At 34.9% G+C, this 19,560-nt stretch carries 17 protein-coding genes and 1 CRISPR repeat array; of the genes, 2 read left to right on the plus strand and 15 right to left on the minus strand.

Annotation, left to right across the window (positions count from 1 at the left end; translation table 11 throughout):
• Positions 1-27 precede the first annotated feature (27 nt).
• The 12 genes from cas1 to VB264_RS21250 all read right to left on the minus strand — a co-directional run bounded on the left by cas1 (position 28) and on the right by VB264_RS21250 (position 12,856).
• Entirely contained in the window at positions 28-1,035 is a 1,008-nt protein-coding gene (gene cas1 / locus VB264_RS21195; protein ID WP_323252741.1) for a CRISPR-associated endonuclease Cas1, read from the minus strand.
• Between the two features lie 49 nt (positions 1,036-1,084).
• Positions 1,085-1,825: direct repeats of the CRISPR family, unit length 37 nt; unit sequence TGTCGTAATCTCTTATCCGTCAGTATGCCACTCCTAG.
• A gap of 155 nt (positions 1,826-1,980) precedes the next feature.
• The gene (cmr6, locus tag VB264_RS21200) at positions 1,981-2,784 is read right to left on the minus strand and encodes a type III-B CRISPR module RAMP protein Cmr6 (RefSeq protein WP_323252744.1); all 804 of its coding nucleotides are present in this window, start codon (positions 2,782-2,784) and stop codon (positions 1,981-1,983) included.
• Positions 2,781-3,194 (minus strand): type III-B CRISPR module-associated protein Cmr5, encoded by a 414-nt coding sequence (locus tag VB264_RS21205; RefSeq protein ID WP_323252746.1) that lies wholly within the window; start codon positions 3,192-3,194, stop codon positions 2,781-2,783. Before VB264_RS21205 ends, cmr6 begins: the two co-directional genes overlap by 4 nt.
• A gap of 15 nt (positions 3,195-3,209) precedes the next feature.
• The gene (gene cmr4, locus VB264_RS21210) at positions 3,210-3,893 is read right to left on the minus strand and encodes a type III-B CRISPR module RAMP protein Cmr4 (RefSeq protein ID WP_323252748.1); all 684 of its coding nucleotides are present in this window, start codon (positions 3,891-3,893) and stop codon (positions 3,210-3,212) included.
• 20 nt (positions 3,894-3,913) lie between these two features.
• Complete coding sequence (locus VB264_RS21215) at positions 3,914-5,029, minus strand: type III-B CRISPR module-associated Cmr3 family protein (protein WP_323252750.1); 1,116 nt, start codon at positions 5,027-5,029, stop codon at positions 3,914-3,916.
• Positions 5,030-5,031: 2 nt separating this feature from the next.
• Positions 5,032-6,666 carry a type III-B CRISPR-associated protein Cas10/Cmr2 gene (gene cas10, locus VB264_RS21220; protein ID WP_323252751.1) on the minus strand — a complete coding sequence of 545 codons (1,635 nt, stop codon included), beginning with the start codon at positions 6,664-6,666 and terminating at the stop codon, positions 5,032-5,034.
• A complete protein-coding gene (locus VB264_RS21225; RefSeq protein WP_323252753.1) occupies positions 6,663-7,889 on the minus strand; it encodes a hypothetical protein in 1,227 nt (408 codons plus the stop codon). The genes cas10 and VB264_RS21225 overlap by 4 nt, the downstream gene beginning before the upstream one ends.
• A 2-nt stretch (positions 7,890-7,891) precedes the next feature.
• Positions 7,892-9,751: a hypothetical protein gene (locus tag VB264_RS21230; RefSeq protein ID WP_323252755.1), complete on the minus strand. Its 1,860-nt coding sequence runs from the start codon at positions 9,749-9,751 to the stop codon at positions 7,892-7,894.
• Positions 9,752-9,963: 212 nt separating this feature from the next.
• Positions 9,964-10,974 (minus strand): ArdC family protein, encoded by a 1,011-nt coding sequence (locus tag VB264_RS21235; protein WP_323252757.1) that lies wholly within the window; start codon positions 10,972-10,974, stop codon positions 9,964-9,966.
• Positions 10,975-11,183: 209 nt separating this feature from the next.
• Positions 11,184-11,642, minus strand: coding sequence for a JAB domain-containing protein (locus VB264_RS21240; protein WP_323252759.1), 459 nt, complete (start codon positions 11,640-11,642; stop codon positions 11,184-11,186).
• Between the two features lie 27 nt (positions 11,643-11,669).
• Positions 11,670-12,581: a toprim domain-containing protein gene (locus VB264_RS21245; RefSeq protein WP_323252761.1), complete on the minus strand. Its 912-nt coding sequence runs from the start codon at positions 12,579-12,581 to the stop codon at positions 11,670-11,672.
• Between the two features lie 74 nt (positions 12,582-12,655).
• Positions 12,656-12,856, minus strand: coding sequence for a helix-turn-helix domain-containing protein (locus VB264_RS21250; protein WP_323252763.1), 201 nt, complete (start codon positions 12,854-12,856; stop codon positions 12,656-12,658).
• A gap of 309 nt (positions 12,857-13,165) precedes the next feature.
• Here VB264_RS21250 and VB264_RS21255 point away from each other — a divergent pair, with 309 nt between their 5' ends.
• Positions 13,166-13,894, plus strand: coding sequence for a DUF6088 family protein (locus VB264_RS21255; RefSeq protein WP_323252766.1), 729 nt, complete (start codon positions 13,166-13,168; stop codon positions 13,892-13,894).
• A gap of 9 nt (positions 13,895-13,903) precedes the next feature.
• On the opposite strand, the gene VB264_RS21260 is transcribed toward VB264_RS21255, so the two are convergent.
• Positions 13,904-14,629 (minus strand): type IV toxin-antitoxin system AbiEi family antitoxin domain-containing protein, encoded by a 726-nt coding sequence (locus VB264_RS21260; protein ID WP_323252768.1) that lies wholly within the window; start codon positions 14,627-14,629, stop codon positions 13,904-13,906.
• A 460-nt stretch (positions 14,630-15,089) separates the two neighbouring features.
• On the opposite strand from VB264_RS21260, the gene VB264_RS21265 reads away from it, so the two are divergent.
• Complete coding sequence (locus VB264_RS21265; RefSeq protein WP_323252770.1) at positions 15,090-16,268, plus strand: tyrosine-type recombinase/integrase; 1,179 nt, start codon at positions 15,090-15,092, stop codon at positions 16,266-16,268.
• Positions 16,269-16,565: 297 nt separating this feature from the next.
• Here the strand turns inward: VB264_RS21265 and VB264_RS21270 are convergent, their stop codons facing one another.
• Positions 16,566-17,132: a hypothetical protein gene (locus VB264_RS21270; protein ID WP_323252772.1), complete on the minus strand. Its 567-nt coding sequence runs from the start codon at positions 17,130-17,132 to the stop codon at positions 16,566-16,568.
• A gap of 3 nt (positions 17,133-17,135) precedes the next feature.
• Positions 17,136-18,935 carry a hypothetical protein gene (locus VB264_RS21275; RefSeq protein WP_323252774.1) on the minus strand — a complete coding sequence of 600 codons (1,800 nt, stop codon included), beginning with the start codon at positions 18,933-18,935 and terminating at the stop codon, positions 17,136-17,138.
• Between the last annotated feature and the right edge of the window lie 625 nt (positions 18,936-19,560).

The raw sequence follows: 19,560 nt of genomic DNA on the forward strand, positions 1-19,560 counted from the left end.
AATTACACAGATATTAAAAGTATATATTTACTTTATCATTTCAGAAGGGATTTTTACATCTTCTATCTGATTTCTAAGATTATCCGCCATTCGATGGATTGCATTTTTTCGTGAAACCTGAAAATCTTCCATTCTTTCTTTTACTAATAAATATTCATTCCATGCTGGTATAAGCCATGATTTCCCTTTGCTATTTAATACATGAGCATTATTTTGCTTTACATCAACAAAAGTATTGTCGAAAAATCCATCTAAAAAGGCTTCAATCAAAAAGCGGTCTGCCCAAGGACGAAAGGTCTCTATAAGGTCGAAAGAAAGCGTAGGAGCATTATATTCATCTACATGAAATATTCCTAGGTAAGGGTCAAGCCCTGCCGACCAAATGGCATTTTCAACAGTGGTATATAGCATCCCATATAAATAATTTAATGCTGCATTAAAAGGGTCTGTAGCTGGTCGACGAGTCCTATTTTCAAAAATAAAATGCTCAGGTAAACAAGCGGAAACAGCTTCCCAATATTGTCGAGCAGAACTTCCTTCTTTTCCTAAGAGCTGAGGTCTAATATCTTCAACGGTAAGTTCCTGAAAAGGAATATTCTCTAAATATTTCTGAAATTCTATTAGTGTTTCAATACCTTGATTTATCTCGTCTTTTGCCAGTTTCCTAATGTTTATTAACCATCTTAGCGTTTCTAACTCTTGTTTATTCTTTTCCGAAAATATACTAAGTATCCAATTGGTTGCATCAGAAGTATGGTTAAAAAATACTTGTTTACGCCTAATTGTTGAAAGAGAATCAAAACTAGCACTCCTTGCAGTTGATAACACCTTGCCAATACCATCTACGAAATAGATGGGAATTCGATTTTGAGCTGCTAAAATCATAGCAGACGAACTTAATAAACAATTTTTTGTCACAGCAATACTTGTAATCTTTGTTGGTGCAATAAGTTTCTCGGTCTCTCCAAAGATAATTTGAAAACACTGATTTCTTTGCTTTACAATTAGCCCATTTGTATCAAGAATTAGCTGCATGATTTTAGCATTTAAAACCTATAAGTGTTACTCTTCTAATTAGTTTTTTTCTGGTAATCTCTTATCCGTCAGTATGCCACTCCTAGTCGCAGTAGGAATATTGCTCATAGTCGGGGCATTGCTGTCGTAATCTCTTATCCGTCAGTATGCCACTCCTAGCTTGAGGCCATCATCAAAAACCTTCTTGCCGAATTGTCGTAATCTCTTATCCGTCAGTATGCCACTCCTAGAATTGTTTCCAAACGACTAAGTTCTTTTTTCATCACGTCGTAATCTCTTATCCGTCAGTATGCCACTCCTAGGCGGCAGTAGTCGGATGCGTAGACGCATGTAGCCTAAGTCGTAATCTCTTATCCGTCAGTATGCCACTCCTAGTCAGTTTTTACGAAAGCTTCGATTGTTTTTGTCGTAATCTCTTATCCGTCAGTATGCCACTCCTAGCAGAGATCATGAATACAGTGCTTGGTATACCGCTGTCGTAATCTCTTATCCGTCAGTATGCCACTCCTAGAAGTAGCGGGAGTGCTACTTTTAATGATGTCTTTGTCGTAATCTCTTATCCGTCAGTATGCCACTCCTAGCTCAAGAAACCTTGAAAAAAGGTGGTGTATCTTGTCGTAATCTCTTATCCGTCAGTATGCCACTCCTAGAGCACATCAGATCCAAGTGCTCGTTATCTGGAATGTCGTAATCTCTTATCCGTCAGTATGCCACTCCTAGCATTTCGTGGGCAGATAACCCCACGACTTGCAATGTCGTAATCTCTTATCCGTCAGTATGCCACTCCTAGAGCAACAAATCATATATCATTGATAATGAATCAATTATATCAATTTCTAGCTTTTCTGAAATGGCAATATTATGCATTTTTATAAAATATAGTTACTTTAATGTTTTTATACTCTAGCTTTAGTAAAAGCTATTTTTGCATTATCAAATATAACATTATTCGTCTTTAAATTTACCATATCCTAGCCTTGTTTTTGCACCAACCCCTAATAACTTAAGTGTTTTTTTATAAAAATCTAATCGTTGTTTATTGTTAAGTAACTGTGATGTTCGATTTTTTAATCCGAATTGAAATATAAGCTTAACATTTGGTTTAATTTTCAGAAAGGGTAAGGGTATCGGATTGGTATAAGGTGACATTTCGGGGTGTGTACGATTTCTATGTGGTGTTATATAATCATTCCCTAAAAATAGACCTACATGCAAAGGGTCAATAATGGCATCATAAAAAATATCACGTTCTAGTATGCTCTGTTCATTATTTTCTGAACTACCAAACAGTTCTATTTCTAGCATTTCGCATTGTTCCTCCGTCAAGTCTACATTTATCTCAGCTAACAAAGCCTTTGCTAGCGCATAAGGTTTATTGTTGATTTTTTTTCTAAAAGCACTTCGTAGAATACCTTTTATCGATGACCCTGGAATAATAGGAAGCCCAGTAGTAAAATCAAAAGAAAAGCCTAGTTTTAGTTCATTGTCTGAATGAGTCTCATGGTCATATCCAGCACCTACCAAAAGCCCCGGATATTTAGTAGTTAACGAGATTGTGCTTGCAGAGGCTATTTTCAGTTCTTCGGCTTGTTGTTTGAACATCTCATACTTTGATGAGATAATTTGAGTATTAATTTCATGAAGACCATCAAACGAAAAAGAAAGATTCTTTTCTTCTTTTCGACCTGTTCGGATAGGGCTTGCAAAATAATCTTTATAAAAAAGTTTATGAATATTTAGCTTTGTCATGATTGTAGCTTAAAAAGTCTAAGTGTTTTCTTGATAGTAATAGCATATTCAGCTGCTAGTTTCTCCTTTTTTTTATAGTCAGCTTTATCTGTTTTTTTGGCAGATTCAAAAACATCTTGAATAAAATTCATAGTGTCATCTTTCCCGAACATTTTAGCTAAAACATCAATCAGATGATGTCCTGAAGGCTTTTCTAATTTAGAATTAGATTGTTTAGGATGATAATAAAGGTCAGCCTCAAAATAGTTAAGCAAAGCTGCCATTAGTCCCAATTGTCTAAGCGTTGTGCAAAAACTAGCTGCATAGCCATTATACTCTTTAAGGATTTCTTCCTTTTTATTTTTAGCAAATGAGGCTTCGATACCAGTATAAGCCTTATCCATATTATTAATAATTATCTCTTTTTTCATGGTTGAAGCTATCGTTTAATTAACAACAGTGAATTGGCATTGCCCGTAACCAATCGTAGCATTTGCACCAATTTGGATAAGGTTAGTTTCTTTTATTTTACTAATAAGTGGGCTTTCTGTTTCAGGATGTTGTATCACAGCATAAAACAAGGCTTGTCTTGGTACTACTTCCTCATACCAAAGATTTACAGATTTTCCATTTTCTAGGTTATTACGGGCTATTACATGCAAACGTTCGCAATGTTCTTCAAACTCAGTATTTGATAAAACCCTAAGAGGTTTATTAGTCAATTTCTCAACGGGATTAGTTAAGGTTGCTAACTTATCTGTTGATGCTACCGCACATAATTTGATAACTTCTTTGAAATCATCAATAAGGTCTTGAGTGGTAGCTAATACATATCCATGACTATCATCCTGTATAGGAAGAGCCAATAGTCGAGCATCCCAAAATATATGCGACCCTTTGTTAGCATCTACAGAGGCTTCTTTTTTGGGTTCTTTCCCAAAAATTGAAGCCGTTTCGGATAAGTTTTTAAAGTGTTCTCTTAAACTTCCCTTCAAGCTAGAAGCATGAATTACGGGTATTCTAGTAGTTGGGTCACGCTGAACAGTCTTATCAATCAATCCATCAGACGAATCACCGTCGCCTGCATGAAGATTAGTAATATTCTTAATAATAAATAGAGTGCTTTTCATGTCTGTATAGTTGATTTCTTTTAATGAAAAATAGATATTGTTGGGTTGGATAGATTTGGCAAAAATTTCAAATAAGCATTGTTACCAATCTTTCGAAAATGGCTATTACTTTTCAAGGCTAGCTCAAAGGCTTCATCTGCCCCGTTTTTCAAGTAAAAAACAGAACCCTTTTCAAGCAGATTAAGCTTGGTTGTCAATTTTTTAGGGAAAGCATTCTGTCCTTTTCCCTTAGTATCCCAATTCCAAAATTGTGTATTAGAATTGGTTTCAATATTTCTAAAATCAACAGTTTCATTTAATGCCCCAACGCAATATTTATAAATGCTAGGTTCAATATAGGTATCACTCAATAATACAATTTTAGTAAATTCGGAAGAATTGTGGTGCTCTAATTGAAAATATTCAAGCGGATTGCCACATTCAGCAATAGCCATTTCAAAGCTTTTTTGTTCTGCTCCCATTCGTACAAAAGGCGATTTATTAATATAATCTATCAGACATTTCCCTGCTATTTCGTCCAAAAAAGCAACAATAGCAAAAGCCATCTTGGAGGATTTGAACCGATAATACGATTGTTTAAAAAGAGCTTTCGTTTCTACTAAATCATTTTTCTGAATACCGTTTCTAATATCCGAGACAAAAAAATCATCAATGGCTTTGGGGCTTTCTTTGCTTTTGATATTGGTTAGGCAATCAGACACCCCAGCTTTAGCATCGAAGCCTTCAAATATTCCTAATAAGTTTTCATTACCATCTGCTAATTTCACCCTTGCAGGCAGTACTTTGAAACTGTAAGAGTAATCTTTAGGACTAGCATGCCAATAGTTTTGCTCTTCTTTCAAAAAAACAGGAGATAGCTGTTCTATATACCCATAGGTATTAGTTTTTGAGTTGATTTGAAAGCTGTTATTCCCAATCCACTGATGGGCTTTAATATCAACAGGTTTATTTCCATGACTTAATAATCCGTTTGCTTCTAACAATTTATAGCGCAAAGCCCCCAGCAATGTAGTTTGCTGAGGATATTTATTAGAGTGTACAAAATACGACAAGTTATCGTCATTAAGTGTTTTCTCATTTCCCAAAAAAAATACATCAATGGGTCTGAAAGTTATTAAATAGGGTTTGGTTGCCATGGTTATTTCAGTTCTTTTGATGTTAAAAACAAATAGGTTCTAAGAATCACGTGTGTGTTTTTAATCGCTTCCTTCATGACATTCTCAGTACTGCTATGGTCAGCATTAGCCTCATTAACAGATGCCAGAATTAGTGCTTTTACCTTTTCTAAAAATATTTTTCCTTCTTTTTGATGGATAGACTCGTTAAAGTTATTCTCAATAAAATTGTTGACTCTTTCAGGGATTCCATGTGTTGCCATTAATTCAGTTTCTCTTTGCATTAGGTCATGGGTTATTCCGCGTAAATCAACAGCATTGTTTTTCTGGTTCATTGCTAACAAGGCTTGAAGAATAATAAAAGACTGCGAGGTAAGCTTGATTTTAGAGGCAAACCCTTGTCCAGAATGTTTCTCTACCCGAAAAGCCAAGGCATTCTTAGGTTTATCATTGGGTTGTTTGGCTACTCCAAATAACTGGAAGGCTGCATCCTTTAATACTTCATACATGGGAGCTTTAAAATGTGAAATGCTTGTACCAAAAGACATTGAAGGAGTATGGTTTTGATAGCCCTTCAAGGTTTCTTTCAATAAATTATCAAGGCGTTTTAGTAAATCAAAGATGGTTTCTTCTCCACAACGAACAGGGGCAAAAAACAACAGGTCATCGCCTCCTGCATAAATATTCATACCTCCGTAGCGACTAATTTCCTTGACAGCATTTTTTGAAAAAAGATAAAGTTTTTTTGAAAATCCAAGTAATTCCTCTTCACTTTTATTAGCTAATTCTTTGATGATTGAACCCACTTTATCGCCATCAGCTTGTACAAAAGCTACATATTTATAGCATGGTAAGAATGGGTTTTCGATAGTATCGTCGTTGGGATTATACTTTATCGATAGTTCGTTAATACGTTTATCTAAATCATCTGAATATTTGTCTAACTTCTTTTTATAAGATTCATCTGTATCTGGTATTGAGAAGTCCAAATCTTGTCCTTCATTTTCATCAGTGATAATTGGCAATTCGGGGAATTGAATTACATTTTCAAAATGTTTGGTTGCAATTTCAACTAACGATGAAAAATGCTTCTTGCGAATACCAAAAGCATCTTTAATGAGAAATGATTCACTAATTCTAAAGAAGAAAGTACCTAATACATTATCTTCTTTTTGTGAAAAATTGCGTTGCAATTCCATTGAATCCAAATAAGGCATAATGGTCTCAATCAAATTTTCATTCGTTTCAACTTCTAGCGTGTAAAGTTGAAAATACTCTTTGAATACTGTGACGATAGTTGCTTTTTGGTCTTCACGTTTCAACTCTTTGGCTACTTTATGGGCAAAATCTACTAATACACCTTCAACAATTTTATTGAGTTCCTCAAAAGAAGTATTGTCGGATTTCATAATCAAACGGTCAGGGAATAGCCCTGCTCCTGTGTCCAATAAATCTTTGTCGGTACATAAAAAAAGTTCATCCAATGCACCACTAATAGCTGGTACAAGAATATCTTGCTTATTAGGTAATGCCCTGCATATTTCTTTCATCAAATACGAAAAGGTGTAGCTAGCAGCCCAAAGTTCTCGGGTGTGACGAGCCTTTGATATAGTTTTATAAATTGGTCCAATTGTTAAGGCTAAATATTTTTGGCTCATGGTTGTGTAATTTTTCGAAGTGAACCGAATACTACTTTTATTTTATTCACATCTGGTCGATTATCTCTCTTATAGTCAGCTAAAAAGGTATTTTTATAAGTCCCTACTGCATAATCCATAAAAAGACGGAGAGTAGTTGCATCATTACTTGTTTTGAAAGTGGTAGGTAGTCCGATATTTCCACTTTTATTTTTTAACTCAATTCTAAATTCTTTGCTTAAAACTTCATTATTTAATAGTGGTACAACCAGATATACAGTGTAATTTGATGAAGAAGCTTGTCGAATAGGCTTTATTAGTATGGGTGACATTATTCTATCAATCTTCTGTTCTGTGTTGGTAGAAGTTTTGTCCATAGTTATCCTTTGGAAATGCCATTCAGTGGTTGATGCTAAACCTAATAAATCTCTGTATAAAATATTTTTTTTAGTGTTCTGGTCAGAAGTAGCGTTTTTATTGATAGAATTATCGACATATTTTTTAAGTGTAGATTTGTCGAAATGCAAACCTTTTGAATCCACCCACTTCCCAAGAGCTGATGGTATTTTTAATGGAACGTCTATTCCGTTTCTGAGTACTTTCCAAAATAAGTCTATATGCTCAAATAATGCTCGAAACGTTTTATCGTCCATATTCTTTACTTCAAAACTATATAAGCCTTTTATTGTAGTTTTGGGTAGAATAGGAGATTGCGATAAAGTATCAATTACAGTAAAACTGCCAAATCCCTTACTTTTGCGAGCCCCAAAATTTGTCCTACTTAAAAAAGTAGGAAAGTACTGGATAATAACTTTTAACAACGTTTCATCAAAGCATGTAAACTTTATGCTAAAATCTGGCTCATAAAAAACAAATTTAGGTTTATTTTCAGCCTTTCCAAGGTCAGCAAAATAACAAGGAAACTTGTCTATATTACTTATCTTTCTTTTAGATTCATTGATGTCTTCAATCTCTACACTATAATTCAATGACCAATCATCCCATTGATAGTTTTTTTCTTTAACCGTTTTAATTATTTCTTCTCTTTGTGCATCAGTATAGCAGATTAACATCTCTGCTTTCGATTCAATATCATCTTCAGGAGTCCATACTTTTTCCCATAGGTATCTATCAAAAGCAGGCTTTAATTCTGACACTCTGACGAAAGCACCTTCTTCATCTGCCTGAAAATGAATCATAGGTGTGTGTTGCCTCAAGGTAAATGTGTGTTGATAATTGCTCATAGTTATTTATTTTTAGAGTCATTATTAGGTTTGGCTAAAGGCTTATTTGCAAGAATAAGTTTTTTGATTTCTAATCTTAGACTATCAATTTTCAAGCGATTGATTTCTTCTGAATGCTTTAGGGAATCAATAGAGGACTTCTCTGGCTTTAGGTCGAGGTTGAGTTTCAATAATAAAGGGACAAATAGAAAACTTAGTCCTAGCAAACCAAGCACCCTGCTTACAGTTTTTTTATGTTTCGCATATTTCCCATAAGCATCTAACCATTTAGGGTGAAAATAACCAACTACCACCAACAGTGTGACTGCAATGAGGATAAATACAATGAAGGTTTCAGATATAGATAAATCATACTTAGGAAAGTTTAAAAGTCCATAACTAAAATATGACATGAGCAAAGAGAATACGCCAAAAGCTCCTGCCATCTTATCCAAACGACTAAGATATTCACTACTAAACTCATCATTGACCATCTTTACGTATCTGTGTAGTTCTTCAATTTCAGCATCTAACTCCTTTATCTGTGTTTCAATCCGCATGGTTTCTTGCATCATATTGTACAACTCTATGCCCTGCTCTTGCGCCGTTACCTCTCTGAAATAAAGCTGGTTACGGAATAAAATATAGTTTTTATACAGTATTCTCACATCATCAGCAATTTTTTCAAATTTATTGCTACCCTCTCTTTCATAAATCTCTATTTTGTGAGTAATTCTGGTAAGTTCACTTGAAAACCTAAGCAAGGAAGCTCTTTGCAACAAGATGAGCTGAACCATTTGAAAATATAAACTCCCTAATTGAGGTTTTATAATATCGGTGCTAAACTCGCTGATAGAAGTTAGAATAACAAAAGAATATCTTGATATGCCAAAAAGCGTAGAATAGGGCAACCAGCGTGTATAAGTTACTTTTGATAATAGTCCTTGAGCAAAAGTAAAGTCAGGACAAGTAATATCTTTGCCATCTATGAAAACGAATTTTTGCCAAAAATCGAAAGTGGGATAATAAATACTTTCTTTATTATACGTTTGAACAGCCTTTATTTCAGCATCATCTCCAAGCCATGATAACACAAACATTCTATCATCTATGAGTGGATGTATTTTAATAGTCGGGATGGATGCAATTGAATTAATTTCAAAATTGTTTGTAAAAATATTCTTTCCTAAGATATCTATAATATGCTGTGGCAGGTAGTCAGGTTTATTTTGATAATCATTTATGAAATCACTTTTTATATTGAATGTACTTCCTTCAATATGAATACTTTTTGAAAGAAATTCTTCCTGTGTTTTATTGATATTAAAGCCGTCACTCAAGAATTGAGGATAAAGTCTCCTACCAAAATCATTAATTAATAAAACATCAGATGAGTCAAATTTATCACAAAGCTTTAATGTCTCTTCATCAGAACTCAGATGAAATGATAGTATTCCTACACCCACATCATAGGCGTTGAGCTGTATCTTATCTATTCCCAAATCATATACTTTTATTCCTTCTTCATGATGAACAGATATTTTGTATCTCAGCTTTTCATTTTGCCCATAAGTGAATGTTCTAATCATTGGGCTGCCTGAGTCTAGATATTCTTCGTTATCAAACAACGCAGTTCTTACAAACTCATAAAAGTAATGATATTGATTATAGGCTAAGTAATTTTCACTGGAATCAAAAGGGCTTCTCTTCCAATACGGATTTGATAGTAGCAATTTTTCAAATGAAAAGCCTTCATCCAATCCAGAAAGTAGAGTTCTTTCTCCATAAGATGACCCTTGAAAAGATTTATCGACATTAATAATGTCCCATCGAAAAGGGAATAGAAAAAGGTGTGTGCTTAGGCTTGTTTTAAGTAAAGACATTTATCTTATAATTTAGAACAGTTTTACAATTACAATTTAGCATTTTTTTTATTATTGTTATTTTTTATTTATTATTCGGTAAGACCACTAAGTATATACTATACTTTCACCTTTTATCACCACAAGAAGCTATGCTTCTATCAATCATTCAACTGACAAAAGAAATTGGTGATTTGATAGACTAATCAAACGCTAAACTCTAAATTGCCCCCTCAAGAAGGAACAAGTTTTTCCTGAGTTTGCAAACTATGAATGTATTCAACAGCCTTTTGTGCATGGGATGCCGCTGAGAAGATAAATCGCTTGTCGTCTTTCAGAACTTTCAGCCATGACTGAATATAAGCTGAATGTTCTTCTTCTGGCATGGGTTCAAAACCTAAATCTGCTGCCAGAAAACACGCTCCCAATTCAGCCACAAGTTCTTCTTTCGCATAGCCTTCATCAGCATGATGTTTGCGCCCCAAATCACGATTTAAACGTTTTGGATGTTTCGTCCAGTGTGTAAGCTCATGTGCTAAAGTCGCATAATAGCTGGGAGCATCAATAAAACTTTCAAACGGTGGCATTTGAATATTGTCCAAACTCTGATTGTAGGAAGCCTTTTTACCTGTATAAATATCGGCTTTGGTCTGTGCAAAGAAGCATTCAAGCTCTTCAATACGCTGCTGAGGATTAGTGATGACAGGCTCTGGAATTTGATAGAATACTTCTGGCAAGCCCTCTATCTGGGCGACGTTGAAGACAGTGTAGGATTTCAGAAAAGGTATTTTAGTGACTTTGGATTCACCTTCTGTTTCCTCTTCTTTGAAAATATTGTCGGCATAGACAACCTGAGTCCCCTTCTCTCCTTTTCGTATCGTTGCTTTCATATCAATTGCTTGCTTGAAGGTCATCCAGTGCGGATAAACATAGCCTTTTTCTGCTGAAGTTCCCCAAAGCATGAGCGTATTGATACCAGTATAAGGAATGTTATTCCAGCGAAGCGGACGGGTAATTTGTCCAGCAAGATGCTCTGAGTTCCACGGTTTACGCCATGTCAAATTGCCTTTTTCTAAATCTGATAGAATTTTATTGGTCACTCGGGTGTAAATATCATTATGAGCTGGGGTTTCATTAGTCAATTTAGCCTCCTTTGATAAGCGTTTTGAAGGTTTTCTGTTTGGTTTTCTTGTTGAAGCATTCATTTTCAATTCTCCGTGAGTAAGGATGACGGGGATTGACAAACCTGAAGTGAAAACGAATGAACCAGCAAGAATTTTGGTTGGGCGGGGAATGCGAAGCAGGCGAAAATTATTGTTGGTGGAATGAGTGCTTCAGGTAAATCTCCGTCCTTAAATCCTTACTTTCATCACGAAGAATTGATAATGAATATCAAAACCAATCAGGAAAAAACGGAGAAATACCCAAAGGCAATCAGTTTAATGAAAAAAGCTCAGCGTGGCATGAGGGCTTTATCCTCAAAAGAAGTATATCCATCAGCCGTGATAATGAGGTGGTCAAGGACTCTTATTCCTAAAAAGTCCCCTGCCTGCATAATTTTCTTTGTCAGGTCAATATCGGCTTGGCTTTCTCTCAAACTCCCAGAAGGATGGTTGTGTGCAAGAACAATCGCAGAGGCATTTGCTTTCAAAGCTGTCATAAAAATCAACTTGGGGTCAATCAGACAAGAGTCTGTCCCACCACTTGAAATTTCATTGATTCCCAAACAGGCGTTTTTCCTATCAAGTAGCAATATTTTGAACTGTTCCAATAGTTCTATCTTGTTATCGTCCCAAGTCTTTCTAAGGATTTCATAAGCATCGAATGAATGAGTGATTACGGTTCTATCTTTTGCTTTAATTTTGCTTCGATACACCAATTCTATTTCAGCTACTTTGAAAAGTTGAAGCATTTCTTTTTTGTCATTCATGCCCTGCACCTACAATCCAAGAGTTTTCATGTGCCAAGCATTTACGTCCTTGTGAGCTTGGTAAACTTTATTCATTTTGACTTGTTTGAGTGAAGACTCTGATTTGAGAAAATCAGCAAGCACTTCACTCCCTTTCGTGCCGGCATTGTCGTTATCAAACCATGTATAGTAAAAGCGATAACCGTAATTCTGGATGTAGGGCAAAGCCTGTTTTATGCAGGACAAAGAATTCAGGATGATGGTATCACCTTTGATTTTCTTGCCATTGAGTTGTGAGACAACCGATAAGTAATCCATGAATCCTTCAAAAAGATGGATGCCTTCTGGTTTGGGAGTTGTGCCACGGATAAAAGAAATCGCTTTGGGTTTCAAGCAACCTTTGAAAAAGGGATTCCTAAGTTCAAAGCCACCTTCTTCATTAGGAAAACCCAAAGCATAAAAGCTCTTGTTCGTTCGCTTGTTTTGAACATGAAGTTCTTTGAGAAATTGCTTTGCCAGATTTAGAGGAATACCTCTTTTCTCAAGATAGTGGATTAGCCCTAAATGGTTGATTGATTTTTTGGATTTTAGAATAAGAGAAGAATCTTCCTCCTGATTCTTCTCTGCTTGCAATTCAGTGATGAAAGAAATATCAGTAGTGTATAGATATATGTTTTTAATCCATCGAAGAGCATCAGAAGTGGTATGGTCTTCATTCCTGCTTTCCAGATAATAGCGACCAAAAGAAATCAAATCACCTCCAATCCCCAGACCGTGGTCAAACCAAAGGTTATGTTCAATATTCACAAAGAAGCTGGGCGTTTTTTCAATTCTAAGAGGGGATAAATAGCAATATTCTTTCTTACTGACTTTCTTGGGTAAAACATTAAGCTTGCACAGTATTTCGGAAATAGGTATATGTTTAGCTAGTTCTATATTCATTGTGACCCTCTAAGAGAACAGTGGTATTGAGCTAGGGTAAGAAGAGTTTTCGTAGAACTTTTCTTATCCGCCCTTTAACGACTAAGCTGTCGTTCAATGAATTCATTCAATGCTGAAAGACGGTATCTAACTGACCTGCCTACTTTGAGCGGTTGAAGGTCATAGCGTTTGGTGCAATCCCAAACGGCTAATGTCCCGACGGTCACTCGTAGATAATTGGCTGCTGCTTTTCGGTCGAGTAATGGCTCAAGAATTGGGATTGGTTTATTTGGCATTCAACTTCCCTTCTAATGAAAAAATAATCAGCATCAGAAATATCAGAACGTTTCTGATACTGACGGATTGATAAAGGAATTCATTCTGAGGAGTCAATACAATCGAAGATTGATTAATGAATGATAAACTTGGGAAACATTGAAAAATAGAATCAATGACATATGAAATAGCATTAACATTACTACAGGGTTGACCTTTTAATTCTCATGTTAATAAGAATTAAAAGGTTATTTCTTAAAAGACACAAAATGTCAAGTTTTTCACACATAAAACTTGACATTTAATCCTAATCATGCTATATTTACTCCATGATGACTATTTCAAAGCAAATATCCCAACAGATAAATCAATTCCCTGAAGACATTCTCTTTGGGTATAAGGAATTGAATATCAATCAACAGGATTATACCACTGCTGCAAAAGCTTTGGAACGCCTACAAAAAAAAGGAGTTATCAAGAAAATCTCTAAAGGAAAATTCTTCAAACCCCAAATGACCATTTTTGGTGAAAAAAAACCAAGCGAAGAGCAGATACTCAAACCATATTTGTATTATGAAGGGAAGAGAGTAGCCTATATTACAGGTACTTATCTTTACAACCAACTGGGCTTGACCACACAAATTCCATCAACCATCAGAATTGCCAGTCGAGATAAGAGCATTACCATCAAAACATTTTCGGTAAAGGCGAGTCCTGCCAAAAGCTATGTTGATGTCACCGAAGAGAACTATCAGATTTTAGGCTTTCTTGATGCCATCAAAGATTTAAAGCAAATCCCCGATGTTGATGTTACCTTAGCCGTTAGAATTTTTCAGACGAGAATTAAACAACTCAATGAAAAACAGACTCAGGGTATGGTAGAATATGCCTTAGCTTATCCTTCACGAGTAAGAGCCTTGCTTGGTGCAATTTTTGAAGCAATGTGCATAAAGACCAATATTGAGCTTCTAAGAAAATCACTTAACCCCCTTTCCTCTTATAAGCTGGGCATTAGTACGAACATTTTACCAACAGCACCCAACTGGAACATCCAATGAAACTTAACTTCATTTGATATTCCATTTAGCAGTTGTTGAAAGCACTTTATCAACTCCAGAAAATTTGTAAGAGGTAATCGGATTTAATGTTTTTCGCAAAGGTTCAATCAGAGTAAAGGTTCCTACTTCTTCAAGCATAGCCCCCAATAAGCTTTTGGTTGCTGGTGGATATTTCAAAGCAAGATTTACCATGTTTTTTTTGTTTGTGTCAGATAAATCTTTCACAATAGATAATAATCGTTTGATGGATTCCTTAGTAGAAGCATCGGGTATTTTCTTTATATAACGAATAGCATCTAATATTTGAAGCAAGGGAATATTGGATTTCGTAATAATATTTTTCTGCCTCATGAAAGAGATATTATAACGTTCTCTTTTAAACATTGGACGAACATCATTTCGACCAATTTGAATTATATTACTTACCTGAGTAGTTAGCCCTAACTGATTATAGATACTAAAACCTGTTAGATACCCAATAACTTTTCCATCCTCCTCCAGCAAGTCTTTGACAATTTGATATTGAGCAGGCTGTAAATTTCCGAATACAGTGGCTTCTGGTTTATAATATCTCCCCTTTGACAATTTCTCTATTTTACCAGCGTTTGCCATTCGGTTCAGAGCCTTGATAATAGCTTCTGTCTTACTTGTTTCCTGCACAAAATCGTTATAGCTAAAAACATAGCCATTAGGAAATCTAGCAATTTTATTGCCTATGTAACTTGTTACTTTCATTTTCTTATACCTCCAGCACAAATGTCCAGTTTTTTAATTAAAAAACTGGACATTTTATTTCAATACTACCCCTTTTCTTCCACAGAAATTTTGACAAGTACCCTTTCAATTCACTGGAATGAGATTTGACATTCTAGTGAACTTAGGATAATAATGAATAATCCACATTTCTAATTCTTGAGAGTGTGGATAACAAACAGTGGTAAGGGAAAAAACTAAAGACATTTTTTCTTCATATTGGCAACGGGATAACCCTTCTTTTTGAATCCCCCTGTCTCCGCCAATGCTTGATTTACGGGTATTATCCCACCTTAATCAAGTCGATGAAAAAACACACTTTATCCTTACTATTGGTACATTGACCTAAACCGCAATTATTGGTTTTAGGGTAAGATTTGGGGTAAGATTTTATTACCCATAATAATCTTACCCCAGTAGCCAAGCTACCAAGGAGTAAAAGATGTCTCTTTCAGACTTAGCCATTCGTCACGCTACCCCTAAACAAAAGCCCTTCAAATTATCTGATACGGAAGGATTATTCCTTGATGTCAGACCTACTGGTAAGAAAATATGGAGACTCAAATACTACTTCCTCGGGAATGAACGCCTTTACACCATTGGCAACTATCCAAGCATCAATTTAGTTAAAGCCCGTGAAAAACGTGATGAGCTAAAATCAGTGATTGCAGAAGGCAAGAATCCTTCTGAGATAAAGGCTGAACAAAAGCGTTTAGTCATCTTTCACAATGCACAGACATTCCAAATTGTTGCGGAAGAATGGCACAATCGCAAACTTGATACATGGACGAAGGCTTACGGAAGAACTATTCTTTACAGATTGCAAATGAATGTCTTTCCCTGTTTTGGGCATAAACGCATATCAACGATAACGGTTCAAGATATTATTCATTGCTTGCATAAAATCGAAGACCGAAATGCCTATGACCTTACCAAACGAGTCTTGCATATTATTGGGCAAGTATTGAGGTATGCAGTAATCACTGGACGGGCGGAAAGAGATGTTACGCCTGACCTTCGTGGGGCTTTGAAAAGGCATAAATCTGGTCATTATGCCTGCATATCTCCAGAAGAAATTCCAGATTTCTTAAAAGCATTAAATTCAAATAACGCCCGACTATACCGTCAAACTGTCCTCGCAATACGTTTGCTAATGCTAACCTTTGTTAGGACAAAAGAACTGATTGAAGCTACTTGGGATGAATTTGATTTTGACCGTAAAATCTGGACTATTCCACCTGAAAGAATGAAGATGCGACGACAACACGAAGTTCCTCTTTCCAGACAGGTTATTGAGATTTTGCAAGATTTAAAGAATATGTTCCCCACAAGGCAATACATTCTTCCAAGTATTATCAATTCTAAAAAGCCGATAAGTAACAACACCATTCTGAAAGCTCTTGAATCTATGGGCTACAAGGGTCGCATGACTGGTCATGGCTTTAGAGCCTTAGCTATGAGTACTATCAAGGAAAATTTCGACTATAGGCATGAAGTAATTGATAGACAGCTTGCTCATCTTCCATCAAACAGGGTTGACCAAGCTTATGATAGAGCACAATTTATGCCTCAGAGAATCCAGATGATGCAAGACTGGGCAGATTTTGTAGATAGTAGGTAAAAATTACTTTTGTGTAGTAAAGTAGTAAATCACGCAAAAGTAATTTTAAGATATCGAAGATAATTAGAACCTATATTACAATTCCACCTTTCATCAAATATTCATTACTTGCCTAAAGTATAATAATTAAGTCACACCATTGTTATGTTTGACTCAATAAAAGCTCTTACAACTCATATTGCTTGAATGGGTATTATAACAGTAGGCTGTTACCTCAAGTAAAGAAGGCTCTCATCATTTAATTCTATAATAAAGTTATATTGTCTTGAACTATTATATTACCCCAAAGACCTTGTATTAACAAATATTGAATTTAAATACCTCTTTTCCTTTCTTTAACACTAAATATTTACCTTCCTTACTTTTAGCCAAACCTGCTGCTACTAACTTTTCCATGAACTCAATGAAAGCCAAAGGCTTGATTTCTTCCTTAATACTAGTGGGTAGACTATCATACCACTCATCTGTAGTCATAAATTTTTTTCTTTTCCTGTGTAACGGCAAGCTTAGATATATTTCTTCTTCTCGACGTGTAATTTCTATTGCCTCAATATCAAAAATGATTGGTACAATCATTGAAACTATTGTAGTCGTCAACTGTAGAAAATCTGTGAGAGATAATATTGCAACTGTGAGCGATGTAGATAGTGTACTCTTAAATAATGCACGTCTCAAGTGAATTTTCCAACCTCTCGAATTCAAGTTTAAAACTATTTTTTCTTCTTCCGCAACTGCTGATTTAAAATTAGCTATAAAATTGTGTTCTGCTGCCATTAATGATATATCTGACAGATTAGGAAATATAGCACTCCACTGTTCAAGCAGTATTTTCTCATTAATTTCTATAAGCTCATCTTGTTCCATTTTCTATATCTGTTCTTTTATTAAATAAAATTTAGGGGTCAAGCTATGTTCACTAAATACTTGTCTAAACACACACAAAACAAGCGAACCTAAACTATTTTTATTAAGAAAATTCTCATAATTATCATCTGTTTCATAAACAAAAGTAGGAAAATGACGTTTTATGTAGCTTATATTTAGTTCAGTATGCATAGGATTGCTTGGATATATCATCAGATAAGGTCTTTGGTATTTTTCAACTACATGAAATATCAAAGGGCGGCAGATAGTGCCATATACTTGCATCTCGGTTGTACAATATTTTATAGTTTCTATTTCGATAGATTGAATTTGTTCTAAAAAGGATAACAAAGAAACATCATTAAAAAAGATTAGATTTTCACACTCTTCACATAAATATTCATACCATATTTCCCAAAACACTTTCTCCGCAATGATATGCTCAAACACACACGCACATCGTGGCATTACTTTTACAACAGTCGGTGTTAAAAACCAATCAGCCTCTTTTGGGCTTGAAAATGGAATAATCAAGTTTATTTTTTCCTCATTCAGGTAAATTCGTGTACTTAAAAAAACGATAGGAGACTTTTGTTGTTTTAACCATTCGAGGTCACCTTGACGATAATAATCAAACTGCTGCTCTAAAAATAAGGAATGTCTAGCCATAATTAACAAATCCCAATCCTTTGCCCAAATATTTGTTTCATTGTCACCATTAAGAATCTGGGCTTTCAAATCTGAATGAATATGACTTGGGAGTTCGATAAGGCATTTTTCAAGCTTTTCATTCAGAATCGTTGTTTCTTTCTCAAATTGCTTTAAAATGTCTCGGTCAATTGCACCAAACGAATTAAACGGTGAAGTTTTAAAATACTTGTCGCCAATCAGAAAATTCGCTTGTTCAACCCAGTTAAGAGGCGTTGTATATCTTACATCAAAAGAATATGAAGTAGTACCGAGTTTGTTGAAGTATTGCTGTAAAAGGCCATAGATATAAGTTGATAACTTACAATATTCTTCTAGAGTACCTGGATAATCAGAAAGATCTCCAACATACTCGTTAGACATATCCTTTTTGATAATAATATATTCAGGAGTGTCAATTCTTTCAATAAGATATTCTTTTACAGTATCGCGAAAAAATTCTGGTGAAAAATCACTTATTAGCCTAGTAAGGCGCTCGTTTGGAAAATCCAAAGATTCAAGACCTGAGAAATTAAATGACCGAAGGTCTAAATCTACCTTTTGTCCAATTTTATCACTTGAAAAGCAAAACCCTATACATGCATGTAATATAGAAGATTTTAAATAAAAATATCCTGGAATTTCTTTTGTAATATATTCTCCAATCTTAAAATAACCAATATAGCTTCTATCGTAATTAAGTAACTCATCAATTGTTACTGTAGGATAGATGTGTAGAGTTCTGATAACACTACTCCATGTAGCATATACTTCGTGTGCTAACTCCGCTTCATAATGAAGCCGTTTAAGGATAGGCTCGTAATATTCTCGTAATTCTTTTTTAGTATTTAAACCTGCAAGTATAATAAGGATACTTCCATAGGGAGTACCATAATTAATCGAATTATGAATGAATTCATGTATTGATGCCATAATGGCACGTTTATCCACATGATCTTTTCCTACAAAAATCGATGACTCGATAAAATTATTTTCACCAACAGGTATGTATTCGGCTGCCATATTAGAACGCCTTTCTTCACTCTGGGCAATCCACTTCTTGAGGATTTCCAATCCTTCATCAGGCTGATCTAAATGCTCTTTTTCCTGACTCATATCTAAAATTCAAACTTGTTTTCTTTCGATGAAGTATTTTGATTCGATGTGTTATAGCACCATTGAGAGAAATGGATATTCTCTTGCTCAGATGAAATATATGTACCACAATTATTACATACATTTTTGCTACACTTTATACAGATTCCGATATGCTGACCATTCGGCTGATGACAGTGTGAACAAGAAAATCTATCCCTATCAATACCTTGCATAACTTTGATTGCAAGCTTAATTATAGCTAATATCATGTTGCTGTTTTTTAAGCATTTAGAATATACAAATATATAAATATTTTTTACATTGGTAGGCTAATAGTTTATAGAAAATAGTGTAAAATACCAACTTACTTTTTTCGATAAAAAAGGCAAAATAATTTCTATCCTTTGCTAATCAATTCTAAATAACGATAAGCTGTTTCTTTAATTGATATATCACTAATGTAGTATCTGTTTTGTAGAGTATCTACACGTTTTCCATTTTTCCCTTCTACTATTTCATTTTACGGTAGTCCTAAAAATGTAATGCTTTATTTATCTTTGTCATAAAAAAGGTAAAATGAACTGTAGTCATTGTGGTAGTGTAACAACGAAGAAGAATGGTCATACCCATTATGGGAAACAAA

Origin of the sequence: Arcicella aquatica (assembly GCF_034928825.1) — a bacterium.
Classification (GTDB): Bacteria; Bacteroidota; Bacteroidia; order Cytophagales; family Spirosomataceae; genus Arcicella; species Arcicella aquatica.